Raw genomic sequence first — 25,577 nt, 5'->3', positions numbered from 1 at the left:
CTTAATCGAAACAGTCCAGCCTATGAGTTGGACTGTTTTTTCTATTGTTGTATACTGAGGTAATATTTTTATAAGGGGGGGCATTATATGCTGATACAAGATATAGCAGTAGAAAAAATATCTAAAAGTTTACAAAATGATGAATGTGTTCAAGCAATATTTTTAAAAGGTTCTATGGGAAGAAATGAATATGACGAGCATTCGGATATTGACCTATATTGCTTGGTGGATAAGAAAGATGAGGCTAGCTTTTTGTCTAGAAGAATAAATCATCTCGAGGCTTATCGTTCCATCTTTTTCTATGACGATATATTTATCATAGCCCCGCAAATAATAGCAGTTTATGATGATTACCTACATATTGATTTATTTACGGTTACAAAGGAATCGTTTTTAGATAAGGATTATTTTAAAGTTATATATGATCCAAACCAATTGTTGGACGGATTTAAGGATAAGCAGAGCTTGGTGATTTCAGATTTTGAATTTAGAGAAGATGTTTTGGACGTTGCCTGGTTCATGTTCCAGTATAAAAAATCTGCTGCAAGAGGAAACGATCTCTGGTCCGTTAAAATGCTTACGAATGTCATGCAACATTTAGCAAGAGTCCTACTTCATCGGTATAATCCGAAACGAGCCCAGTTAGGATTAAAAACGATTGAAAAATCATTACCTGAGGAAATTATACGCCTGTTGAATGAGGTTTCTGAACAGTTAACACCTAAAAAACATCAGCATGCCGCATTTTTGTTAAGCAGCTTTTTATCGAAAGAAGCTGATTGGATTGCTTCTCAATTAAAGGATGAGGACCAAGCAATGTTATTACTAAATAAAATGGTTGAATTTCATTTGCAGAATAATTCTATATAAATATATAAGCTTTTATAGCGTCACCACACACAAATAAAATTAAATTTGTGTGTGGTGATTCAAGATGTTTAAATATACTTCTCAGCTATTTTTTTAATTTGATCTGAGTGTTTAAGTATATCTGTAACACTATCAATATTAACCGTTGTTCTATCCTCATCATTAAATTTGATATATTTATTTGATTTACTTAGTCCCAGTCGTACTATCCATTTTCTTATGCTGTTATCCAACAAAATGTTAAAGTAACTTTTATTGTCCCGATATTGAACACGGTTTAGATCTATAACATCATGCAATATCACTTTAACAATTGAGTAACCTTCAATTTCTTCTTCAGTTGTGACAATCAATTCTTTGGGTTCAATAATTGGCTCTTCTACAGTTTCCTTTTCTTCATTTTCGATATTTGTAGTTTTAAGTGCCGCATTTAATTTTTCATTCACCATTTCGTTTACGAATTGTTTGAAGGTCTTTTTTATAATTGGTTCAAACTTTCCAAGCAAATGCTTCGTTCTTTTTCCTTCATATATTTGACCGGTAATATACCATACAAAATCGTCTGTTGGATTGCTCCATTGTTGATTTAAAAATTCTTTGGCTTTATTTACATACTTCAAATCTGATGCAGTATCAAAGATTTTGTCTAAATCGAAACTATCCTTTCTAAATTTATATAATTCCTGAAGCTGATTTTCCTTTATGTTTAGTAAATTAAATTCGAAGAAAGGATCTGTATCCATTTTATTTTGTTCTTCTAAATCGGTGTAAAAACGATAAATTACTCCATTTGTTAGGATTGCAAACTTTGCGGTGGTTGTCCCAAAGTAACGGAATAATTGGGAGTCATGTTTTGTGAGGTTTTCTGAGATGGATTTAGCTTCGACTAATATTACTGGTTGACCCTCATGCATGATAGCATAATCTACTTTTTCGCCTTTTTTTAAACCGACATCAGCAGTGAATTCTGGTGTGAATTCACTTGGATTGAAAATATCGTAGCCTAATGTTTGAAAAAAAGGCATTATCACAGAAGTTTTAGTTGCTTCCTCAGTGGCAATATTACCTTTTATATCAGAAACTCTTTTTGATAATACATTAACCTGTTCAATAAATTTGTCCATTTATCTTCCCCCCCTATTATTTAATATTATTTTATTAGGATTATATTACTAATTCGACAATAGATTAAAAACTCTTTTTGTTGGTTCTTTTTGTACGCATTGTTGCTTTTCATCTTCATAGTTGATATATATTGCGAGGTAACTGCTGGTTGATTTCCGCTGTGGACAGTTGCTTTCCGCGGGCACGGCTTCAGCCTCCTCGCGGAAAACCACCGCTGCGGGGTCTTCAGACTCGTGCTGTTCCCGCAGGAGTCAACTGTCCGCAGCGAAAATCAACTGCCATAATAGTAAAAGAAGCTATATAGTACTGCTTCCAGACACTATGTTAGCGTAGTGTATTTCCGGAGCGGTATGCTATGTCGCAGTTTACATCTATTCTCTTATAAAGCAATAATCTTTCGGAATACAGCCTTTTGTTTAATGAACAATTTGGATAAGGTATTTCTAACTGGGGAGGGAGGGCATGTCTCATAAAGGCAATTTCACACAAATGTAAAAACTAATTGATAAAGATTCTCAAAATCATTGACTAATTGATGAAAAACAAATAAACTATAGATACATTAATTTTTATTGAGGAATACGTACATACATGTAGGTGTTTTTTTCATGTAAGATGTAGGGGAGTGATTCCAATGCAAACGTTAACAGCGAAAGACCTGACACTAGGTTACGGCGAAGATATAATCATAGACGATTTAAATATAGAAATACCTAAAGGTGAAATCACAGTATTTATTGGTGGTAATGGTTGTGGGAAATCAACATTACTTCGTTCTTTAGCGCGCTTACTTAAACCAAAAGGCGGCGATGTTGTTTTAGACGGAGCAGACATTGCAAAACTTGGAACGAAAGAAGTAGCTAAGAAGCTCTCGATTCTTCCGCAAAGTCCAGTTACACCAGAGGGATTAACGGTAACGGAGCTAGTTAAACAAGGTCGCCATCCATATCGTGGCTTTTTAAAGCAGTGGTCAAAAGATGATGAAAATGCGGTAAATAGGGCACTTGAATCAACCAATATGCTTGAATTAAAGGATCGTTCGGTGGATTCTTTATCTGGCGGACAACGTCAGCGGGCATGGATCGCAATGACATTAGCACAGGAAACAGACACGATTTTATTAGATGAACCAACAACATACTTAGACATGACACACCAAATCGATGTGTTGGATTTATTATTCGAATTAAATGAAAAAGACGGCCGTACGGTTGTTATGGTATTACATGATTTAAATTTAGCTTGTCGCTATGCACATCATGTAGTAGCAATCAAGGACAAAACGGTTTATGCGCAAGGTAAACCAGAGGAAATTGTTAATTGTAATTTGGTACATGACGTTTTTGAAATGAAATGTGATGTGACATTTGATCCAATGTTTGGTACTCCAATGTGCATTCCTCATGGAAAAGGACGTTGTATCTTCGCAAATCGCACACAGGAACTAACGAATCAATCAGTATAATCTAAATACCCTAGGCTGGCATAAAAGACATCGTGGATGCTTTTTATGCCAGTTTTTTCGTATGTTTAATAAATATTTTTCTTTCCATACATGCTTCCTTCATTTTTAGCCAAATTAATAAGTAGGAGGTGCAGAATGGAAAAGAAAAAGTTTTATGTTAATATGGGTACACAAGAAGTATCACAAATAAAATATGGTAATAATCAGGATTTTATCATTCATGCAACGGAGGAAGAGGTAATATTACTCAGGGAAAAGTTAAATGACATGGATCAAGCGAACACCCGCGCATTCTTCCGTGCGCATGTGCCAATCATGTCCTATCATAATGATAAATCGAATGATGATTATGATGGTGGGATGACAGGGGCATATCAAATGCTGTATGATTTAGGTGATGAAGAAGCAAAAGAGCATATCGAATCAATGGGAATTTTATCGGATAGGCATTTATAGGATTAACAGAAGTGGTTCATTTAAATCACTTTTGACAAAAGTAGTTTAAGGCAGCTGCTTTAAAGGAATACATTAGTAGAGATTAATTAATTTTCACTGTAAGAGTAAGACTTAAAGTATAAGAAAATCTTAGGCTATCGCCTCTAGTACTTGGCGATAAGCCAGGATTTTCAAATGGGGATAAAGGCAGCTGAAATAATGAACACGTTTAGGGATTATTATAACAATGAAGTAAAGCTTACATTTGAAGACCATTATTTCTCTAAAGAACCAAAACACGTTTGGGTAATTTGTATTTATAAGAATAAATGGTTGTTAACCAAGCATAAGGACAGGGGCATGGAGTTCCCTGGTGGGAAAGTGGAAGATGGCGAGACAGCTGAACAAGCTGCGAAACGGGAAGTGAAAGAAGAAACTGGTGGAGTAGTGGAGCAGATTAGCTATGTTGGACAGTATTACGTTGCTGGTAAGGGCGGTACTGTGATAAAAAATGTTTATTATGCAATAATAAACGAACTTGTTAATCAACCTACTTATTTTGAAACGTATGGACCAGTTTTATTTGAAAAGGTACCTGATAATGTACAAAACAATGCGAAATTTAGCTTTATCATGAAAGATGATGTTTTAACACTTTGTATGAAAAAAATTAAACAAGAATATTTATCAAGAAAATAACGTCTCCTGCCTTTTAACTAGGAGACGTTATTTTCTTTTTCTATATGCGCTTACTCATCAGCAAACGTTAACCAAAGTATTTTTTGTTTTTAATTGACTATTACGTTACGTAATACCTTACATTAAATATTGTAAGGAGTTAAAAGCGATGGCAATTAGAGGGAAGAAGTTGTAAAATTTAGTTGATATGGTTTAAGTGTGATTACTATGATGAAATTGGTGTAATGGTATGTAGATAAATTGAGGGGGAAAAGTTCATATTATGGTTGAAATTATTGGAGAAAAAGTCGAGCTAAAGGAAGCTACCAAAGAGTATATTGATGAACTATATTATTGGAAATTTGATGAAAAGGAACAAGAAGCTAAAAAATGGAATGGTCCATATATACCAGAGGAGCGAAAGACAAAAGAAGAATACCGTAAAATTTGGAGTGGGGAAGACGAAATTTTCCCTGGACTTCCAGATTCACTTATTATATGTGTCGATGGGAAATTGATTGGCTACGTGGGTGCACATTGGGTAGATAAAAATACGGATTGGCTTGAAACAGGGATTGTTATTTATGATAAAGACTTTTGGAACGGCGGGTACGGTTCCGAAGCATATGGACTGTGGATTGATTTCCTTTTCAGGTCTACTGATTTACATAGATTAGGTATGTCTACTTGGTCAGGAAATATAAGAATAATGAAGGTTGCAGAAAAACTCGGAATGAAAGAAGAAGCGCGAATAAGAAATGCAAGAAAAGTAGATGGTGAGTATTTTGATGCAATAAAAATGGGTATATTACGAGAAGAATGGGAAGAAGTAATATAAATAGCCCTATACATAAGTAATGGCTCAGTTCATTTTTTTGAACTGAGCCATTTTAATTTTTCAATTAAGACCACTACAAATATAGTGTAATTTATTATACAAAATCAGCTAAACGGAATCCGTTAGGGAAATATCAGTTTTGCGATTAAGCTTTATATAGTGGACCCGCCTGACTAATTTCTTTATCAGCTTTTGTGAATTTCTTGAAGTTTTCATGGAATTTCACAGCTAACTTTTTCGCTTCTGTGTCATATGCTTCTTTATCTTCCCATGTATTCTTTGGAACTAATACATCATCAGGAACTCCCGGAACGTGCATTGGAGCTTCCAATCCAAAAATATCATCTTTTGTTGTTTCGACAGTATTTAATTCACCTTCAAGTGCCGCATGAATCATTGCACGAGTATAAGAAAGCTTCATGCGATTTCCGATGCCGTATGATCCACCAGTCCAGCCTGTGTTTACCAAAAATACATTCGAGTTAAATTGGTCGATCTTCTCACCTAACATTTTGGCATAGGTTGATGGAGCAAGTGGCAAGAATGGAGATCCAAAGCAAGCTGAGAATGTTGCTTGTGGTTCAGTAACCCCACGTTCGGTTCCAGCTAATTTACTAGTGTAGCCACTTAGGAAATGATACATTGCTTGTTCTTTTGTTAACTTACTGATAGGTGGTAATGTACCAGATGCGTCAGCCGTTAAAAAGATAATGGTGTTTGGATGACCTGCAACACTTGGTGTTACAATATTATCTATATTTTCTATTGGATAGGCTGCACGCGTATTTTCAGTTAATGATGTGTCATCATAATCCGGATTACGAGTATCCTCGTCAAAGATAACGTTTTCTAATACCGAACCAAATCGGATTGCATTATAGATTTGAGGTTCTTTTTCTTGTGATAGGTTAATACACTTCGCATAACAACCACCCTCGATGTTGAATACGCCATTCGGACTCCATCCATGTTCATCATCGCCAATTAATTTGCGGTAAGGATCTGCTGAAAGTGTTGTTTTACCTGTGCCAGATAAACCGAAGAATAATGCAACATCACCTTCTTGACCAACGTTTGCAGAACAATGCATGGATAATACTTCACGTTGTGGTAAAAGGTAGTTCATAACAGAGAAAATAGACTTTTTAATTTCTCCAGCATATTCTGTTCCACCAATTAAAATGATACGCTTCTTAAAGGAAATAAGTACAAAAGCCTCTGAGTTCGTTCCATCTACTGCTGGATCCGCTTTATACGAAGGTGCAGAAACGACTGTGAATTCAGGGTTATGTGATTGTAATTCATCTTCAGTTGGTGTAATGAACATTTGTCTAGCAAACAGGTTGTGCCATGCATACTCGTTAATTACCTGAATAGGCAAACGATATTTTTTATCAGCACCTGCAAAACCGTTGAAATGAAATAATTCATTTTGTTCTTTTAAATAGTTAACAACTTTTTCATATAAGTTATCAAATGATGCTTCATCAATCTCCTGGTTTACTGAACCCCAATCGATTAAGTTTTCGCAAGTTTCATCACGAACAACAAACCTGTCTTTTGGTGAACGGCCAGTATATTTACCAGTAGCGGCTTGAATTGCTCCTGTTTCCATTAATGTACCTTCATTACGATCCAATATCCTCTCAACTAAACGAGGTACTGATAAGTTTAGTTGTACGTTTTTAAGCGAAGTTAATTCTTGTAATAATGATGATTGTTCCACCGATTTCATATATCATACCTACCTTTTGGATGGATTTTATTTTTTAAAAATAATATTTTGTAAGAATTTATAAATCTGGTTATTAGTATAACACATTTATAAAAATAATCCATACTAATCTAAAGTTTTCTATATACTATCTTATGTAACCATGTTCCTAAAGTCAAAAAAAGTTGACATGTAAACCTGTTTTCGTTACGATTATTCACGAACGGATACTCTCTTATTCAGAGTTGGTGGAGGGACAGACCCTATGAAACCCAGCAACCATCACATTAGTGAAAAGGTGCTAACCTGATGCAAGGATTACTCCTTGAACAATAAGAGGAAATGGCCACAACACCTTTCCTCATGAATAGCAGGAAGGGCTTTTTTTGTTTTCGGGACTTTGAATATATTGAAATAATAACATATGGAAAGACAGAGATCCGTAACACATTATAAAGGGAGGATTTAGCCACATGGCTACAAATCGTCGTTTATTTACATCTGAATCAGTTACTGAAGGGCATCCTGATAAAATTTGTGATCAGATTTCAGATGCTATTTTAGATGAAATTTTAAAAAAAGATCCACTTGCACGTGTTGCTTGTGAAACAACTGTAACAACTGGGTTAGTATTAGTTTCAGGTGAAATCTCTACAAACACATATGTAGATATTCCAGCCGTGGTAAGACAAACAATTAAGGATATCGGTTACACTCGTGCAAAGTATGGTTTTGATGCTGATACATGTGCTGTTCTAACAGCAATTGATGAGCAATCAGCTGACATTGCAGGTGGTGTTAATACAGCGCTTGAGGCACGACAGGGTAAAATGACAGATGATGAAATCGCTGCAATTGGAGCAGGGGATCAAGGTTTAATGTTTGGCTACGCTTGTGATGAAACAGAGGAATTAATGCCACTTGCTATTTCACTTGCACATAAACTTGCGAAGCGATTAGCTGATGTACGTAAGGATAAGGTACTTGACTACCTTCGTCCAGATGGAAAAACACAGGTGACAGTTGAGTATGATGAAAATGATAATCCTGTTAAAGTAGATACAATCGTTATTTCAACACAACATCACCAGGATATCACTACCGAACAAATTGAAAAAGATTTAATCGAGCATGTTATTCGACCGGTAGTTCCAGATCAACTATTAGATGAAACAACGAAATTCTTTATTAATCCTACAGGTCGATTTGTAATTGGTGGACCACAAGGCGATGCTGGTTTGACTGGCCGCAAAATCATTGTTGACACATATGGTGGATATGCTCGTCATGGTGGGGGAGCGTTTAGCGGGAAGGATTCTACTAAAGTGGATCGTTCTGCTGCATATGCAGCAAGATATGTTGCGAAAAATATTGTAGCTGCTGAATTAGCAAAAACCTGTGAAGTGCAATTGGCATACGCAATTGGTGTAGCTGAGCCAGTATCCATTGCTGTTAATACATTTGGCACTGGTAAGGTTTCTGAGGAAACTTTAGTTCAAGCAGTTCGTAAACTATTTGATCTAAGACCAGCAGGAATTATCAGGATGCTAGATTTACAAAAACCTATATTCCGAAATACTTCAGCATACGGTCATTTTGGGCGGACAGATATTTTATTCCCTTGGGAAAAAACAGATAAAGTAGAAGAATTAAAAGCTCTTACAAAATAATAAAACGTCACGACGGTCTGTTTTTGGCGTCGTGACGTTTTTCTAATCATAAAGAAGTATTGTGTTTATAGTATTGTCCTTTTTCTACATATGATTTTCTTACTCGTTCCATTTCCTGATAATCCTCATCTGTAAGTTCTCGAACGACCTTTGCTGGTCTACCTAATGCTAATGTACGAGGAGGTATTTTTTTGCCAGGTGGGACAAGGCTACCTGCTCCCAGGAATGCATGTTCACCAATTTCAGCTCCATCTAAGATTAGCGACCCCATCCCAATAAGTGCGTTGTTACGAATGATCGCAGAATGAAGGGTAACTTGATGTCCAATTGTCACGTCATCTTCTATAATTACTGTATTGTTAGGGCTTTGATGAATCATCGATAGGTCTTGAACACTAACCCGATTGCCGATTCTCGTAGGTGCGACATCGCCTCGAATTACGGTTTTAAACCAGATACTCGATTCTTCGCCAATCGTAACATCACCAGTAATTACTGCATCTTTCGCTATAAAAGCTGATTCGTGAATAGTTGGTGTAATATTTTTATAGTGATGTATCATTTGAATCCTCCTAAAAGTATGGTATATAAGTAAGTATAACAAAATTTTAAAATAGAATGGAGGAAGTGTCTTGTCAAACCATGTGCCAACATCATCTGTTTCCTTAATGTGGAAAGTCTATCTACATATATTCCCGCAAGTACGTCAGGAATTAGCATACTGGAAAAGTCGTGCAGAACAGATTCCGAACAAGGAGTTACGAATACAAGCACTCGCAAGCATTTCCTCCAAACGATTTCACTGCCAGGGTGGGGGCGTATATGCCATTCTCGCAAATGAAAAATGGAGAGAATCTATTCGATTTATTGTAGCCTATCAAACGATTAGTGATTATTTAGATAACCTTTGTGATCGAAGTACGTCTCTTGATCCGTCTGATTTTCGCCTATTGCATCAATCAATGCTTGATGCATTGTCACCACAAAGTTCGGTCAAAAACTATTATAGGTTACGTGATGACCAGGATGATGGGGGATATTTAACTGATTTAGTTAAGACATGTCAAATGACTTTGGGAAATGCTAATGGCTATCAACACATTCAAGGTACTGTTCTGGAACTTTGTAAACTTTACGGTGATCTACAGGTGCATAAGCATGTGGATTATGATGAAAGAATACCAAGGCTAAGCTCTTGGTTTGAAAATAAAAATGATAATCCGCAATTAAACTGGTATGAATTTTCAGCAGCTGCAGGGTCAACGTTAGGTATTTTTTGTTTAGTTTCCTATACACTTGGTGGGAAAATGTCACCTGAAATGGCATCAGATATTTATCGTGGATATTTTCCTTATATGCAGGGACTACATATTTTATTAGACTATTATATTGATCAGAATGAGGATCAAACAGAAGCTGATTTAAACTTTTGTACGTATTATGATAGTCAATCACATTTACAGGAACGATTGCAATATTTTATAAACGAAACCCATCATCATGTTCAACATTTACCAGACCAACGTTTTCATGAGATGGTCCAGCACGGTTTGGTGGGATTATATTTAGGTGATAGAAAAGTACAGGATTTAAATGGAGGAAAAGATATGAGAAAAATCTTACTTGATACAAGTGGGGGACAGGCTAAATTTTTCCATTGGAATACTAGACTTTATTATAAATTTACAGGTAAATAAGAAAAGCACAAGCGCCTGTTAAGCGACTTATGGACTGGACTGAACCGATGTTGACTTATCGTACGGAGGTGGGTGTTGTCCGCTAGGCGCTGGAGCTAGACAGACTTTCGTTTATACTTTCCTTGCTATAAAGAAAAGCCGGTTAAGATCAACTAATGATCTTAACCGGTCGTTCTGAATAATTGACTATAGAACTTTACTTAAGAATGCTTGTGTTCGTTCATGTTGCGGGTTACTAAACAATTCTTCTGGAACATTTTGTTCTACAATCAACCCTTCGTCAATGTATAGAACGCGATCTCCAACCTCACGTGCAAATCCCATCTCATGTGTTACGACAACCATTGTCATGCCCTCTATTGCAAGCTGTTTCATAACTTCCAGCACGTCACCAACCATTTCAGGGTCAAGTGCTGACGTTGGTTCATCAAACAACATGATTTTAGGATTCATTGCAAGAGCACGTGCAATTGCAACACGTTGCTTTTGTCCACCTGATAAGGATCCAGGGTAACTTTCAGCTTTATCACGTAATCCAACCTTTGCCAAAAGCTCTTCAGCCTTCTTAACTGCTTCTTCTTTTGGTGTTCCACGTGTTTTCATAGGTGCAAGAATAATATTTTCCATAACAGTTTTATGTGGGAAAAGATTAAATTGTTGAAACACCATTCCAACCTCTTGACGAACGGTATTGATATTGACACTTTTGTCCGTGATATCTTGGCCATCAACAATAACATGCCCACCAGTAATATCTTCGAGTCGATTTAAACAACGAAGAAAGGTACTTTTACCAGAGCCAGATGCGCCAATCACGCAAACTACTTCTTTTTCTTTAATGGAAACACTAATATCTTTTAATACTTCAAGCTTTCCAAAGGACTTTTTTAGATTTTTTACATCGATCATAGTCATCGTAATTCAAATCTCCTTTCAAGAAAACTAGAGAGCAATGATAATAGATAAATAACAATGAAATACATGATTCCGACTGCTATCCATATATTAAAGGCTTCAAATGTCCGAGCTATTACCACTTGCCCTTTTTGTGTTAGGTCGGCAATACCAATTACCGAAAGTAAGGATGTATCCTTTAAGCTGATTATTCCTTGGTTTGTAAATGTTGGAAGCATTCTTCTAAATGCTTGTGGCAGTATGATGTGACGCATATTCTGTGTACTTGTTAAACCTAATGAACGAGCAGCTTCCGTTTGGCCCTTGTCCATGGATTGAATCCCAGCTCGGATAATTTCTGCAAAGTATGCCCCCGCGTTAATCGCAACTGTTATAATACCTGCCGTCGTTCGATCTAGTGAAACAAATTCAAGCGAATTAAGACCATAATAGAAAAAGAATAGTTGTACTAAAATCGGTGTTCCCCGGATTGCATCGATAATAATTTTGGCTATCCAATTAAGGACTTTCCATGGAGATAATCGCATTAATGCCAAAATCAACCCAATAATGAATCCTAAGATAATTGCTACAACAAATATATAAATCGTTATTTTTAACCCTTCCCATAAATATGGAAGTGACTCGATAATAATATCCATTTATTCAGCCCCTTTCATTAAAAGAGACGCGCTTTAGAAGCGCGCCTTGATAAAATTTTTATTATTCGCCAAGATACGTACTTAAGATTTCATCATATTTGCCACTCTCTTTAAGAGCAGCTAAGCCATCATTTATTTTTTTGAGAAGCTCATCGTTTTCACCTTTAAGAACAGCAATACCATAGTTGTCTCCGTTTAAACGGTCTCCAACTACCTGTAATTTCAGGTCACTTTGAGCAATTGCATAAGAGATAACCGGATAATCTTCAATAAGTGCATCAGCTGTTCCGTTTGCAACTTCCTGGAACATGGATGTACTATCGTTTACCTGTACGATTTCGTATCCATATTTATCTTTATTTTCTTCTGCAAACGCTGCACCAGTTGTACCTTTTTTAACAGCAACCTTTTTACCTTTTAAATCTTCCAAGCTAGTGATATCAGAGTTACCTTCAGCTACAACTAGAGATAAACCCGCTTCGAAGTATGGATCTGAGAAATCTACAACTTTCTTACGGTCATCTGTGATACTCATTCCTGCAATCGCAATATCCAATTCTCCTGCTTGCATCGCTGGAATGATACCACTGAAATCCATTGGCTCTAATTCAATTTCAAAGCCTTGATCTTTAGCAATTGCCCTGATTAAATCAACGTCAATACCTTTGTACTCGTCACCTTCTTGAAACTCAAACGGTGGATAAGTCGTATCGATACCTACTTTATATACTTTTCCATCTCCATCGCCCCCTGATGCATTACCTTCATCTGAGTCGCTTGACCCACACGCTGCCAACACAACCATGAAAGCGAATAAAAGACTAAATAAACCAATCTTCTTCATTGAATTGCCCCCCTTGTTTGATTTAGAAAACGTTATCATACCTAGTATTCTATAAAAGGGTGTCCAACATGTCAAGAAAAATCAAAATATTAAAACGAGTTTCAGACTATTCGAGTTAAGGGTGTGATTCGACGCATTACAACAAAAAATGACAACGTAAAAATCCTACTGTTTTTCTTAACAGTAGGACGGAAAAAGATATTAGTTTTATTTATTCTTATCTTGTTTTCTTTTCAATTGCAATAATAAATGGAGGATTATTTTTTTGATTGATAAATCCATAATAAAGGACACTGTATTGTTTTTGATCTAAATGATTTGCATATTCCATGATATTTCTTTTTTCTACATCGCCGCCTGCGTGCCCATGATATACCACTAAAACTACGATACCATTTTCCTTTAAGTGTGTTAGGATACCTTCGATAGCCAAGATGGTTGTTTCGCTTTTAGTAACGATTCCTTTATCACTTCCGGGAAGGTACCCAAGATTAAATATTGATCCTCCAAGTGACGTCAGTTGATCAACGGTTAGATGATGTATTGCATTACTATGACTATCCTTGATAATGGTCGCATTCTTTATTTTATGTAATGCTAATTTCCCTTGCGTATTAAGGATTGCTTGTTCTTGTATATCAAACCCAAATACGTGACCGTTTTCTCCAACGACTTTACTCAAAAAAACGGTATCATTACCATTGCCACAAGTCGCATCGATAACTGTATCACCTTTATTTACTGCTTCTTCTATTAAATAATGGGAAAATTGAAGGATCCCTTTCATCATCTGTATACACCCTCGTTAATTTGTTTATAATAATAAATAATTTTAACATGTACAAAATAATATAGGAAAGAAAGCGATTATGGGCTTGACAATGTAACACCAATTCATTAGAATTCGATTATACATATTATAATAACGATGCGAAGGACTAGTAATAAATACTTTAGGTTTAGCGAGACAGTGGTTGGTGAAAACTGTTCCTGGACATTTATGAACTCACCTTTAATGTTGCGAGAGCGAACGTAAGTAGTTCTTGCCGTAAATCCACGTTACGGATACAAAGAGAACGTATGGATTTACGTTAATTTGGGTGGTACCGCGGGAGATACAGCTTCTCGTCCCTTTTTAGGGATGAGTGGCTTTTTTTATTTTATATATACACATAGGAGGAAATCAAAATGAGCTTTGATCATCAACAGATTGAGAAAAATTGGCAGAAGTATTGGCTAGAGAATAAAACGTTTAAAACGAATACAAATTCTGAAAAAGAAAAGGTTTATGCGTTAGATATGTTTCCATATCCATCTGGAGCAGGACTTCATGTTGGTCATCCTGAGGGATACACAGCTACAGATATTTTTTCTAGAATGAAACGCATGCAAGGGTATGAGGTACTGCACCCAATAGGCTGGGACGCGTTTGGGTTGCCTGCAGAACAATATGCACTTGATACAGGTAATAGTCCTGCTGCATTCACACTTGAAAATATTGAGACGTTTAAGCGCCAAATCCAGGAACTTGGTTTTTCTTATGATTGGGATCGCGAAATTAATACAACAGATCCAAAGTATTATAAGTGGACACAGTGGATTTTCACAAAGCTATATGAAAAAGGACTTGCCTATGTTGATGAGGTCGCGGTTAATTGGTGTCCAGCACTTGGTACCGTACTTGCCAATGAGGAAGTTATTGATGGGAAAAGTGAGCGAGGTAGCCATCCAGTAGTACGAAAACCAATGAAACAATGGATGTTAAAGATCACTGCCTATGCTGATCGACTTTTGGAAGACCTTGAAGATGTTGACTGGCCTGAAAGCATTAAAGATATGCAACGTAACTGGATTGGACGTTCTGAAGGAGCGGAAGTAACGTTCAATATTGATGGAAGCAATGAAACGTTTACTGTTTTTACAACAAGACCAGATACACTTTTTGGTGCAACATATGCAGTTCTGGCTCCAGAACATCCACTTGTCAAAACGATTGTTCAAGCTAAACAAACGGATGCAGTAGAAGATTATTTAAATGCTATTCAAACGAAATCAGATCTTGAACGAACAGATCTTGCCAAAGACAAAACAGGTGTTTTTACAGGAGCATATGCCATTAACCCTGCTAACAATGAAAAAATCCCAGTTTGGGTAGCGGACTATGTATTGATGACATATGGAACAGGAGCTATCATGGCTGTTCCGGCACATGATGAGCGTGACTATGAGTTTGCTACTAAATTTGAGCTTCCAATTGTGGAAGTTGTCGAAGGTGGAGATATATCCGGAGAAGCATACACAGGTAATGGAGACCATGTAAATTCGGACTTTTTGAATGGAATGGACAAGGAAACTGGCATTTCAAAAATGATTGATTGGCTAGAAAGCAATGGAAAAGGGGAGAAAAAAGTCACCTATCGTCTGCGTGACTGGCTATTCTCAAGACAGCGCTATTGGGGTGAACCAATACCTATTATCCATTGGGAAGATGGCACGATGACAGCCGTTCCTGAAGAGGATCTACCGTTAGAACTTCCGGAATTAACCGAAATAAAGCCGTCTGGAACAGGTGAATCTCCCCTTGCAAATAGTGACTGGGTAGATGTTGTTGATCCTAAAACCGGATTAAAAGGTCGCCGTGAAACCAATACGATGCCACAATGGGCAGGTAGCTGCTGGTATTTCCTGCGTTTCATCGATCCTGACAATTCCGAAATGCTTGCAGACCCAGAAGCATTAAAAGAATGGTTGCCAGTGGATACGTATATTGGCGGTGCTGAACATGCCGTGCTTCATCTATTATATGCACGCTTTTGGCACAAATTTTTGTATGATATCAATGTGGTTCCAACAAAAGAGCCGTTCATGAGACTCTTTAATCAGGGCATGATCCTTGGTGAGGGTAATGAAAAAATGAGTAAATCAAAAGGTAATGTTGTTAATCCTGATGATATTGTAGCTTCACATGGTGCAGATACATTGCGTTTATATGAAATGTTCATGGGACCACTAGATGCTGCAATTGCATGGTCTACAAATGGTCTAGACGGTGCAAGGAGATTCCTTGATCGTGTGTGGCGGATGATTATTAATGAAGATGGTTCACTTTCTGAAAAGATAACAGAAGGTATTCAAGATTCATCACTGGATAAGGTCTACCATCAAACCGTGAAAAAAGTAACCGAGGATTTTGAGAACCTTCACTTTAACACCGGTATTTCTCAAATGATGGTATTTATAAATGAAGGATATAAAGCGGATCAAATTTCAAAAGAGCATGTGGAAGGTTTTGTAAAATTGCTTTCACCAGTAGCTCCACATGTTACGGAAGAATTGTGGAATAGACTAGGGCATCAGGATACAATTAGTTACCAGCCTTGGCCGAGTTTCGATGAATCTAAGCTAGTAGAAGATGAAGTAGAAGTTGCGCTTCAGGTTATGGGCAAGGTTCGCTCAAAGATAAATGTAGCAAAAGATATTTCGAAAGAAGACCTTGAAAAAGTAGCATTACAAGATGATAAAATGCAGGAATGGCTTGAAGGGAAAACAATTCGAAAGGTGATTGTCGTTCCGGGTAAATTAGTAAATATTGTAGCAAATTAAAATGAGAAGGGATCTCTATTGTGGAGGTCCTTTTCTGTATAAACAAACCCGCCATAGATGTATGACGGGTTTGTTCGTATATTATGAGCCTGATGGTACCCATTTGGTAGTCAATATAATCCATTTCCCTTTTTCGTAATACCAGATTGTTTCAATTGTTCCTAATTGATCAGCATGATAGGCACCACTTATTTGTTGATAACTTTTCAAACCGTAACCTTTACTTTTACTAATTAATACCGGTTCATAAAATGCAATTGGATCAATCATCAATGTGGTCGGCTTAAGTAAATCGCCTTTTTTATTATATATACCAAGTCGTATATAATCATCGGCCCGGTCTTTCACGTTGATAAATATTGCTCTGCTTCCAGGTGTTAGGGATAAAACCGCTCTAAAGTTTTCAATAAACTTTCCTTTAACATAACGTTGCACTGGTAAAGGAATTTCTTTAAGTTTTCCATTTTTTAATGTATTGAGTTGGTAACTGTATAAGCCACCGCTGCCTCCAGTAGGACTTTGAAAATATATGTCCGCTACTTTGTCGTGGTTTAAGTCATAGAACTGTAAAGTTGGTTCATACCCTCCCTCGTATTTGATCTTCCATTTATTAGCGTGTGAGTCCTTAACGACAGCCCATATTTTTTGAAAGTAGGCAGAATCACTACTGAATGGAATTGCTTTTAAAAGGATCTTCTCTTTTTGACCATCACCAGTAACATCTTCCTTATACTCGTGGATAGTTTTTGCATTAGGAGCGGCAGGTTTAACCTCTGCATGAATTGAAATTGGGAATAATAAAGTAAGAAACAGTAAAGAGATAATTGGGATTGTGTTATGTTTCATTCTTAATTCTCCTGTCTATATTGTTATTTTTATTAAATAAAGATAGGTATATAATGTGTCACATGTTTGCAACGTATACGTTAAATTAGTTATGATGATGGTATACAAATGATTGAAATGAAAGGTTGATAAGAATGGAACATATCGAAGAATTTACTTCTGAAGAACTGCAAAATTTATTAGGTGAAGAAAATAACATTGAGATTATAGATGTTAGAGAAGACGAAGAAGTTGCACAAGGTATGATTGAAGATGCTAAGCATATTCCATTACAGGAGATTCCTAATGGCATGGAAGGTTTAAGCAAAGATAAACATTATATTCTTGTTTGTCGTTCAGGGGCTAGAAGCATGCGAGCTGCTACTTATTTAGATGAACATGGTTATAAGGTGGCAAATTTAGCAGGTGGAATGATGAAATGGGATGGCGAAGTCGTTTTTTAATCGAATAAAACCAGAATACGCTGGAACTCTGAACTTTAAAAAGTCAGGGTTCAATTGCGTATCCCTCTTTACGATAAGTCAACACGTGTATGTAATAGGAAGGACAAGATCTAATTCACTAGGAAACATCGAACAAAGAATAGGTGAACATCCTTTTTAGTAGAATTTGGAGTTGCATCTAAACGGGTCATACACTTGCATCTAAAATAGAGTAATAGAAAAGTGTTGACTTTTTAAGGAAAGAGCTGTAATATTTATTTTGCTGCTGAAAAAACAGCAGTTCAAAAAAATGAATTTCCCGAAAAAAACATTGACATTTTTAACGGGTAAATGATATAATTCATTTACTGTCGACATAAGTTGACAAGCAATGGATTTGCTCCTTGAAAACTGAACAAAACAACCAAGTATGTCAAGTAACGAAACAAAGCTAAGACAATTGATAGAATCGATTGGTGTTGATTCTATTCAAACTTTTTTGGAGAGTTTGATCTTGGCTCAGGACGAACGCTGGCGGCGTGCCTAATACATGCAAGTCGAGCGCGGGAAGCAAGCAATCGCCCTTCGGGGCGTGAGCTTGTGGAACGAGCGGCGGACGGGTGAATAACACGTGGGCAACCTACCTGTAAGATTGGGATAACCCCGGGAAACCGGAGCTAATACCGAATAACACTTTTTATCACATGGTAGAAAGTTGAAAGGCGGCTTTTGCTGTCACTTACAGATGGGCCCGCGGCGCATTAGCTAGTTGGTGGGGTAATGGCCTACCAAGGCGACGATGCGTAGCCGACCTGAGAGGGTGATCGGCCACACTGGGACTGAGACACGGCCCAGACTCCTACGGGAGGCAGCAGTAGGGAATCTTCCGCAATGGACGAAAGTCTGACGGAGCAACGCCGCGTGAGTGATGAAGGTTTTCGGATCGTAAAACTCTGTTGTTAGGGAAGAACAAGTACCGTTCGAATAGGGCGGTGCCTTGACGGTACCTAACCAGAAAGCCCCGGCTAACTACGTGCCAGCAGCCGCGGTAATACGTAGGGGGCAAGCGTTGTCCGGAATTATTGGGCGTAAAGCGCTCGCAGGCGGTCTTTTAAGTCTGATGTGAAAGCCCACGGCTTAACCGTGGAGGGTCATTGGAAACTGGAGGACTTGAGTACAGAAGAGGAGAGTGGAATTCCACGTGTAGCGGTGAAATGCGTAGAGATGTGGAGGAACACCAGTGGCGAAGGCGACTCTCTGGTCTGTAACTGACGCTGAGGAGCGAAAGCGTGGGGAGCGAACAGGATTAGATACCCTGGTAGTCCACGCCGTAAACGATGAGTGCTAGGTGTTAGGGGGTTTCCGCCCCTTAGTGCTGAAGTTAACGCATTAAGCACTCCGCCTGGGGAGTACGGCCGCAAGGCTGAAACTCAAAAGAATTGACGGGGGCCCGCACAAGCGGTGGAGCATGTGGTTTAATTCGAAGCAACGCGAAGAACCTTACCAGGTCTTGACATCCTCTGATAGCGATAGAGATATCGTGTTCCCTTCGGGGACAGAGTGACAGGTGGTGCATGGTTGTCGTCAGCTCGTGTCGTGAGATGTTGGGTTAAGTCCCGCAACGAGCGCAACCCTTGATCTTAGTTGCCAGCATTTAGTTGGGCACTCTAAGGTGACTGCCGGTGACAAACCGGAGGAAGGTGGGGATGACGTCAAATCATCATGCCCCTTATGACCTGGGCTACACACGTGCTACAATGGATGGAACAAAGGGAAGCGAAGCCGCGAGGTGTAGCAAATCCCATAAAACCATTCTCAGTTCGGATTGTAGGCTGCAACTCGCCTACATGAAGCCGGAATCGCTAGTAATCGCGGATCAGCATGCCGCGGTGAATACGTTCCCGGGCCTTGTACACACCGCCCGTCACACCACGAGAGTTGGCAACACCCGAAGTCGGTGAGGTAACCTTTATGGAGCCAGCCGCCGAAGGTGGGGCCAATGATTGGGGTGAAGTCGTAACAAGGTAGCCGTATCGGAAGGTGCGGCTGGATCACCTCCTTTCTAAGGAAAAACAGAAAGCAGAAGCTATTCGTAGCTGAAGCCGTACTGTTTAACGGAAGATCGGTGACGCTTGTCGTCATCGATAAGACCTGCCATTGGTAGGCCTTGACATATAAGGTTGTTTGTTCAGTTTTGAGGGATGCGAATCTCTCTTTTTGTACCTTGAAAACTAAATAAGAGCAAGATAGACAACGACATCAAAAACGTAAGTTCTTAATCATAAAGATAGTTAAGTGAAGAAGGGCGCACGGTGGATGCCTTGGCACTAGGAGCCGACGAAGGACGGGACTAACACCGATATGCCTCGGGGAGTTGTAAGTAAACTTCGATCCGAGGATTTCCGAATGGGGAAACCCACTGTTCGTAATGGAGCAGTACGCATATCTGAATACATAGGGTATGTGAGGCAGACCCGGGGAACTGAAACATCTCAGTACCCGGAGGAAGAGAAAGCAAATGCGATTTCCTGAGTAGCGGCGAGCGAAACGGAATCAGCCCAAACCAGAAAGCTTGCTTTCTGGGGTTGTAGGACACTCCTTTGGAGTTACAAAGAAATTCTTTAGACGAATCGATCTGGAACGATCAGCCATAGCGGGTAAGAGCCCTGTAATCGAAAAAGAGTTTCCTCCGGAGTGTATCCTGAGTACGGCGGGACACGAGAAATCCCGTCGGAATCCGGGAGGACCATCTCCCAAGGCTAAATACTCCCTAGTGACCGATAGTGAACCAGTACCGTGAGGGAAAGGTGAAAAGCACCCCGGAAGGGGAGTGAAATAGATCCTGAAACCGTGCGCTTACAAGTAGTCGAAGCCCGTTAATGGGTGACGGCGTACCTTTTGTAGAATGGACCGGCGAGTTACGATCGTATGCGAGGTTAAGTGGAAGACACGGAGCCGCAGCGAAAGCGAGTCTGAATAGGGCGAAATAGTATGCGGTCGTAGACCCGAAACCGTGTGATCTACCCATGTCCAGGGTGAAGGTCAGGTAACACTGACTGGAGGCCCGAACCCACGTATGTTGAAAAATGCGGGGATGAGGTGTGGGTAGGGGTGAAATGCCAATCGAACACGGAGATAGCTGGTTCTCTCCGAAATAGCTTTAGGGCTAGCCTCAACATATGCGTACTGGAGGTAGAGCACTGATTGGACTAGGGGCCCTCACCGGGTTACCGAATTCAGTCAAACTCCGAATGCCAGCTACGTTAAGTTGGGAGTCAGACTATGGGTGATAAGGTTCATAGTCGAAAGGGAAACAGCCCAGACCGCCAGCTAAGGTCCCAAAGTATACGTTAAGTGGAAAAGGATGTGGAGTTGCCCAGACAACCAGGATGTTGGCTTAGAAGCAGCCACCATTTAAAGAGTGCGTAATAGCTCACTGGTCGAGTGACTCTGCGCCGAAAATGTACCGGGGCTAAACGTATCACCGAAGCTGCGGATTGTTCTTAGAACAATGGTAGGAGAGCGTTCGAAGTGCTGTGAAGTCAGACCGTGAGGACTGGTGGAGCGCTTCGAAGTGAGAATGCCGGTATGAGTAGCGAAAAAAGAGTGAGAATCTCTTTCACCGAAAGCCTAAGGTTTCCTGAGGAAGGCTCGTCCGCTCAGGGTTAGTCGGGACCTAAGCCGAGGCCGAAAGGCGTAGGCGATGGACAACAGGTAGATATTCCTGTACCACCTCATGAATGTTTGAGCGATGGGGGGACGCAGTAGGATAAGGAATGCGCACGATTGGAAATGTGCGCCCAAGCAGCAAGGGAGTTGGATTGGCAAATCCGTCCAACAATTCTGAGCTGTGATGGGGAGGGAACTATAGTACCGAAGTTCTGGATTTCACACTGCCAAGAAAAGCCTCTAGTGAGTTCATAGGTGCCCGTACCGCAAACCGACACAGGTAGGCGAGGAGAGTATCCTAAGGTGATCGGGAGAACTCTCGTTAAGGAACTCGGCAAAATGACCCCGTAACTTCGGGAGAAGGGGTGCTCCTTTTAAGGAGGAGCCGCAGTGAATAGGCCCAAGCGACTGTTTAGCAAAAACACAGGTCTCTGCGAAGCCGAAAGGCGAAGTATAGGGGCTGACACCTGCCCGGTGCTGGAAGGTTAAGGGGAAAGGTTAGCACCTTCGGGTGCGAAGCTTAGAACCGAAGCCCCAGTAAACGGCGGCCGTAACTATAACGGTCCTAAGGTAGCGAAATTCCTTGTCGGGTAAGTTCCGACCCGCACGAAAGGTGCAACGACTTGGGCACTGTCTCAACGAGAGACCCGGTGAAATTATACTATGCGTGAAGATGCGCATTACCCGCGACAGGACGGAAAGACCCCGTGGAGCTTTACTGTAGCCTGATATTGAATGTTGGTACAGCTTGTACAGGATAGGTGGGAGCCTTAGAAACCGGAGCGCTAGCTTCGGTGGAGGCATCCGTGGGATACCACCCTGGCTGTACGGACATTCTAACCCAGGACCGTAATCCGGTTCGGAGACAGTGTCAGGCGGGCAGTTTGACTGGGGCGGTCGCCTCCCAAAGAGTAACGGAGGCGCCCAAAGGTTCCCTCAGAATGGTTGGAAATCATTCGCAGAGTGTAAAGGCATAAGGGAGCTTGACTGCGAGACCTACAAGTCGAGCAGGGACGAAAGTCGGGCTTAGTGATCCGGTGGTTCCGCATGGAAGGGCCATCGCTCAACGGATAAAAGCTACCCCGGGGATAACAGGCTTATCTCCCCCAAGAGTTCACATCGACGGGGAGGTTTGGCACCTCGATGTCGGCTCATCGCATCCTGGGGCTGTAGTCGGTCCCAAGGGTTGGGCTGTTCGCCCATTAAAGCGGTACGCGAGCTGGGTTCAGAACGTCGTGAGACAGTTCGGTCCCTATCCGTCGTGGGCGTTGGAAGTTTGAGAGGAGCTGTCCTTAGTACGAGAGGACCGGGATGGACACACCGCTGGTGTACCAGTTGTTCCGCCAGGAGCATAGCTGGGTAGCTACGTGTGGAAAGGATAAGTGCTGAAAGCATCTAAGCATGAAGCCCCCCTCAAGATGAGACTTCCCATCACTTCGAGTGAGTAAGATCCCTCAGAGACGATGAGGTTGATAGGTTCGAGGTGGAAGCGTGGTGACACGTGGAGCTGACGAATACTAATCGATCGAGGACTTAACTAACAAATTATGATGTACGTGTCTATAGCGCTCTTATTTAGTTTTTAGGGTACAAAATAAAAAAAGTACTTGCATTTTGAAGCAAGAACACATATAATATATCTTGTCCTTATTAAAAAAAGGTCTGGTAGTAATAGCGGAGAAGTCACACCTGTTCCCATGCCGAACACAGTAGTTAAGCTCTCCAGCGCCGATGGTAGTTGGGACTTTGTCCCTGCAAGAGTAGGACGCCGCCAGGCGAATCGAAACGAAGATACGTTCAATCGTATCTTCGTTTTTTTATTTTATAGGCTCTTTTCGTACGCATTGTTGCTTTTTCATCTTCGTAGTTGATTTATATTGCGACGTAACTAAGGTTTATTTCCAAAGACATGTGCTATTGCTGCCGTCCAGGATCGCTCCGGGCGGATGCTTTCCGCGGGCACGGCCTCAGCCTCCTTGCCCCGGCAAGGGGTATGCCGACGTTGTCCGCAAAGGACGGTTTTAGTCGGCCTTCATCATCTACCACTCTGCGGGGTCTTCGGACACGCGCTGTTCCCGCAGGAGTCACCGCCCTCCACTCACCTGAACTGGTAAAGCTATTTACGTAAGAATTCTTGGTCATTTCTTTCAACTAATGAATGCTGTTATTGGCAACTATACCAGCAGCCCGTATACACGTAGACTTCTGCGGGAGGACAGGCATCGGTGAGACTACGCAGTGCGTTAGCACAAGGAGGCTCACCAGCCGCCCGCGAAAAGCGAAGTGTATACGGGCTGCGGCTGCCTTAGTAACTTGTTTCATTATCAGTACTACAGATCTAACTCAGATAGAAGTTATGTCGCAGTTTATATCTATTCTCTCAAAAGCAACAATCTTTACGAAAACAGCCTTTTTTTATACAACACTAAAGAGACGCCATAAGCGTCTCTTTAGTGAATTAATTAACTCATTCCATGTGGCCCAAGCGTTTGTGTATCACTATTACCACTGCTACTACCGCCACCACCACCACTACCCATTTGTGTGACAAACGGAATGGTTTGTTGCATGGTTTGGCCTAAAGACTGATTGTTTTTTGTCATGGTATAATATGTTGCTGCTCCAATCCCAACTGATGCTAAAAGAGGTACCAACATTGCATTCTTTTCCATACAAATCTCAACCCTTCTATAATGTAATGAGACTTTTACCGCTTTTGTCGGGCAGTTAAACCGTGGGGATACTGCCCGTACAAGCCCGATGGTTCAACTAACATTCAGAGAAAATAACCACTAAATGAAGTTTCACCTTATAGGATGATACAAAGAGGAATAATTAATGCCCGGTAAGACATTCCATTCTGCTTCTATAAAACGTACCCCGCTTCAAGTGCTGCATTTGATCCAGCCAATCTTCCAGTTACAAGTGCTGATGTGATATTGTATCCACCAGTATATCCATGGATATCTAAAATTTCCCCACAAAAATATAATCCATGCATGATTTTTGATTGCATCGTGTTTGGTACTATTTCTTTAATGGAAACTCCACCACCAGTAACAAATGCTTTATCAAGTGGAAGGGAACCATGTACATGAAATGTGAAATGTTTGAAATCATGTACAATCGAACGAATTACTTCTTTAGAAATAGTCGCTGCTTTTTGGTCTTCATTTATATTGTTTTTCTCAAAAATATAAGATAAAAAGCGTTCTGGAACAATTCCCTTAAAACTATTTTTCATCGATTTTCTTGGATTTACTTCCAAGGTTTCCCATATTTCTTTTACAAGCGTATCCTCTTTTTTAGTTGGCAAAACATCCAAAACCATGGTTACTTCAGGACGATCCTTCATAAGCTCCTTTACAACAAATTGGGAGCATCGTAATACTGCTGGGCCAGAAATTCCAAAGTGGGTAAATATCATATCCATCTGGTGGGTAATAATAGGCTTGTTCTTTTTATTAAGTACAGTTAGTGAAACATCTCTTAGTGACAATCCCTGGAGTTGTTTTTGTTTAATAAAGCGTTCATTAGAGGTCAGGGCAACTTCTGTTGGATAAAGTTTAGTAATTGTATGACCAGCCTTTTTAGCCCATGCGTAGCCATCACCAGTAGATCCAGTATGAGGAACAGCTTTTCCCCCAACAGCGAGAACAATTGATTTACAGGCAACTTTCTTGTTGTCGGTTAAAATTACTGTATGCGCTTCTTCGTTAAAGTGTATTGCTTTAACTTCTGTTTGCATGCTTATCGTTACGTTTAGTTCATGTAATTTATTAATTAGTGCATTTACGACTGTTTTTGCAGAATTGGTTACGGGAAACATGCGTCCGTGGTCCTCTTCTTTCAACTGTACACCCATTTCTTCAAAAAAGTCGATAATATCATAGTTATTAAATACCGAAAACGCACTATATAAGAATTTCCCGTTACCAGGAATATGCCTAATTACTTCTTCTTCAGGTAGTCGATTCGTAACATTACATCGTCCCCCACCTGAAATAGCTAACTTTTTACCGAGTTTGGTTCCCTTTTCAATTAACAGGCATTTTGCGCCACTTTCTGCTGCGGCAATAGAGGCCATTAATCCTGAAGGACCTCCTCCAATTATTATTACATCGTATTCCAAATTGCTTCATTCC

The 25,577-nt window shown here is 39.9% G+C and carries 19 protein-coding genes, 3 rRNA genes, 1 riboswitch and 1 other annotated feature; of the genes, 12 read left to right on the top strand and 10 right to left on the bottom strand.

Annotation, left to right across the window (positions count from 1 at the left end; all coding sequences use genetic code 11):
* The first annotated feature begins 87 nt into the window (after nt 1-87).
* Nucleotides 88-870 carry a nucleotidyltransferase domain-containing protein gene (locus tag LG329_RS04280; RefSeq protein ID WP_404453786.1) on the top strand — a complete coding sequence of 261 codons (783 nt, stop codon included), beginning with the start codon at nt 88-90 and terminating at the stop codon, nt 868-870.
* 68 nt (nt 871-938) lie between these two features.
* Here LG329_RS04280 and LG329_RS04275 read toward each other — a convergent pair whose 3' ends face one another.
* The gene (locus LG329_RS04275; RefSeq protein WP_404453784.1) at nt 939-1,994 is read right to left on the bottom strand and encodes a type I restriction endonuclease; all 1,056 of its coding nucleotides are present in this window, start codon (nt 1,992-1,994) and stop codon (nt 939-941) included.
* Nucleotides 1,995-2,629: 635 nt separating this feature from the next.
* On the opposite strand from LG329_RS04275, the gene LG329_RS04270 reads away from it, so the two are divergent.
* From LG329_RS04270 to LG329_RS04255, 4 genes are all read left to right on the top strand, one after another.
* Complete coding sequence (locus LG329_RS04270) at nt 2,630-3,460, top strand: ABC transporter ATP-binding protein (RefSeq protein ID WP_404453781.1); 831 nt, start codon at nt 2,630-2,632, stop codon at nt 3,458-3,460.
* Between the two features lie 135 nt (nt 3,461-3,595).
* The gene (locus tag LG329_RS04265; RefSeq protein ID WP_404453779.1) at nt 3,596-3,916 is read left to right on the top strand and encodes a hydrolase; all 321 of its coding nucleotides are present in this window, start codon (nt 3,596-3,598) and stop codon (nt 3,914-3,916) included.
* 198 nt (nt 3,917-4,114) lie between these two features.
* Complete coding sequence (gene ytkD / locus LG329_RS04260) at nt 4,115-4,594, top strand: RNA deprotection pyrophosphohydrolase (RefSeq protein WP_404456400.1); 480 nt, start codon at nt 4,115-4,117, stop codon at nt 4,592-4,594.
* 262 nt (nt 4,595-4,856) lie between these two features.
* On the top strand, nt 4,857-5,411 hold the full coding sequence (locus LG329_RS04255) for a GNAT family N-acetyltransferase (RefSeq protein WP_404453776.1): 555 nt from the start codon (nt 4,857-4,859) through the stop codon (nt 5,409-5,411).
* Between the two features lie 145 nt (nt 5,412-5,556).
* On the opposite strand, the gene pckA is transcribed toward LG329_RS04255, so the two are convergent.
* Nucleotides 5,557-7,146 carry a phosphoenolpyruvate carboxykinase (ATP) gene (gene pckA / locus LG329_RS04250; protein ID WP_404453773.1) on the bottom strand — a complete coding sequence of 530 codons (1,590 nt, stop codon included), beginning with the start codon at nt 7,144-7,146 and terminating at the stop codon, nt 5,557-5,559.
* A 211-nt stretch (nt 7,147-7,357) separates the two neighbouring features.
* A riboswitch (SAM riboswitch) is annotated at nt 7,358-7,464 on the top strand.
* Nucleotides 7,465-7,598: 134 nt separating this feature from the next.
* On the opposite strand from pckA, the gene metK reads away from it, so the two are divergent.
* Nucleotides 7,599-8,795, top strand: a complete 1,197-nt coding sequence (metK, locus tag LG329_RS04245) for a methionine adenosyltransferase (RefSeq protein WP_404453770.1) — start codon at nt 7,599-7,601, stop codon at nt 8,793-8,795.
* Nucleotides 8,796-8,841: 46 nt separating this feature from the next.
* Here the strand turns inward: metK and LG329_RS04240 are convergent, their stop codons facing one another.
* Nucleotides 8,842-9,357, bottom strand: coding sequence for a gamma carbonic anhydrase family protein (locus tag LG329_RS04240; protein ID WP_404453768.1), 516 nt, complete (start codon nt 9,355-9,357; stop codon nt 8,842-8,844).
* Between the two features lie 70 nt (nt 9,358-9,427).
* On the opposite strand from LG329_RS04240, the gene LG329_RS04235 reads away from it, so the two are divergent.
* Nucleotides 9,428-10,492, top strand: coding sequence for a tetraprenyl-beta-curcumene synthase family protein (locus LG329_RS04235; RefSeq protein ID WP_404453765.1), 1,065 nt, complete (start codon nt 9,428-9,430; stop codon nt 10,490-10,492).
* Nucleotides 10,493-10,678: 186 nt separating this feature from the next.
* On the opposite strand, the gene LG329_RS04230 is transcribed toward LG329_RS04235, so the two are convergent.
* The 4 genes from LG329_RS04230 to LG329_RS04215 form a co-directional block, all read right to left on the bottom strand.
* Complete coding sequence (locus LG329_RS04230; RefSeq protein WP_404453762.1) at nt 10,679-11,407, bottom strand: amino acid ABC transporter ATP-binding protein; 729 nt, start codon at nt 11,405-11,407, stop codon at nt 10,679-10,681.
* Entirely contained in the window at nt 11,404-12,048 is a 645-nt protein-coding gene (locus LG329_RS04225; RefSeq protein ID WP_404453759.1) for an amino acid ABC transporter permease, read from the bottom strand. Before LG329_RS04225 ends, LG329_RS04230 begins: the two co-directional genes overlap by 4 nt.
* A gap of 61 nt (nt 12,049-12,109) precedes the next feature.
* A complete protein-coding gene (locus LG329_RS04220) occupies nt 12,110-12,892 on the bottom strand; it encodes a transporter substrate-binding domain-containing protein (RefSeq protein ID WP_404453756.1) in 783 nt (260 codons plus the stop codon).
* A 217-nt stretch (nt 12,893-13,109) separates the two neighbouring features.
* Nucleotides 13,110-13,682 carry a class I SAM-dependent methyltransferase gene (locus LG329_RS04215; RefSeq protein ID WP_404453753.1) on the bottom strand — a complete coding sequence of 191 codons (573 nt, stop codon included), beginning with the start codon at nt 13,680-13,682 and terminating at the stop codon, nt 13,110-13,112.
* A 129-nt stretch (nt 13,683-13,811) separates the two neighbouring features.
* Nucleotides 13,812-14,028: a binding site (T-box leader), on the top strand.
* 52 nt (nt 14,029-14,080) lie between these two features.
* Between LG329_RS04215 and leuS the strand changes: the two genes are divergently transcribed.
* The gene (leuS, locus tag LG329_RS04210; RefSeq protein WP_404453750.1) at nt 14,081-16,495 is read left to right on the top strand and encodes a leucine--tRNA ligase; all 2,415 of its coding nucleotides are present in this window, start codon (nt 14,081-14,083) and stop codon (nt 16,493-16,495) included.
* Nucleotides 16,496-16,576: 81 nt separating this feature from the next.
* Here leuS and LG329_RS04205 read toward each other — a convergent pair whose 3' ends face one another.
* Nucleotides 16,577-17,341 (bottom strand): hypothetical protein, encoded by a 765-nt coding sequence (locus tag LG329_RS04205; protein WP_404453749.1) that lies wholly within the window; start codon nt 17,339-17,341, stop codon nt 16,577-16,579.
* Nucleotides 17,342-17,475: 134 nt separating this feature from the next.
* Between LG329_RS04205 and LG329_RS04200 the strand changes: the two genes are divergently transcribed.
* The 4 genes from LG329_RS04200 to rrf all read left to right on the top strand — a co-directional run bounded on the left by LG329_RS04200 (nt 17,476) and on the right by rrf (nt 23,209).
* Nucleotides 17,476-17,784: a rhodanese-like domain-containing protein gene (locus LG329_RS04200; protein WP_404453748.1), complete on the top strand. Its 309-nt coding sequence runs from the start codon at nt 17,476-17,478 to the stop codon at nt 17,782-17,784.
* Nucleotides 17,785-18,259: 475 nt separating this feature from the next.
* Nucleotides 18,260-19,825 (top strand): 16S ribosomal RNA (locus LG329_RS04195).
* Nucleotides 19,826-20,052: 227 nt separating this feature from the next.
* Nucleotides 20,053-22,973: ribosomal RNA gene (locus LG329_RS04190) — 23S ribosomal RNA — on the top strand.
* Nucleotides 22,974-23,093: 120 nt separating this feature from the next.
* Nucleotides 23,094-23,209 (top strand): 5S ribosomal RNA (rrf, locus tag LG329_RS04185).
* Together the 16S, 23S and 5S rRNA genes form the textbook arrangement of a ribosomal RNA operon.
* A gap of 685 nt (nt 23,210-23,894) precedes the next feature.
* Here rrf and LG329_RS04180 read toward each other — a convergent pair.
* Both LG329_RS04180 and LG329_RS04175 read right to left on the bottom strand, forming a co-directional pair.
* Nucleotides 23,895-24,104, bottom strand: a complete 210-nt coding sequence (locus LG329_RS04180) for a hypothetical protein (RefSeq protein ID WP_404453746.1) — start codon at nt 24,102-24,104, stop codon at nt 23,895-23,897.
* Nucleotides 24,105-24,298: 194 nt separating this feature from the next.
* Complete coding sequence (locus LG329_RS04175) at nt 24,299-25,564, bottom strand: NAD(P)/FAD-dependent oxidoreductase (protein ID WP_404453743.1); 1,266 nt, start codon at nt 25,562-25,564, stop codon at nt 24,299-24,301.
* Nucleotides 25,565-25,577 lie beyond the last annotated feature (13 nt).

The sequence above is a fragment of the Virgibacillus necropolis genome, assembly GCF_044793635.1.
Taxonomy (GTDB): Bacteria; Bacillota; Bacilli; order Bacillales; family Amphibacillaceae; genus Virgibacillus_F; species Virgibacillus_F necropolis_A.
The sequence above is the reverse complement of the archived record's forward strand: the minus strand, read 5'-3'. Positions and strand labels throughout refer to the sequence as shown.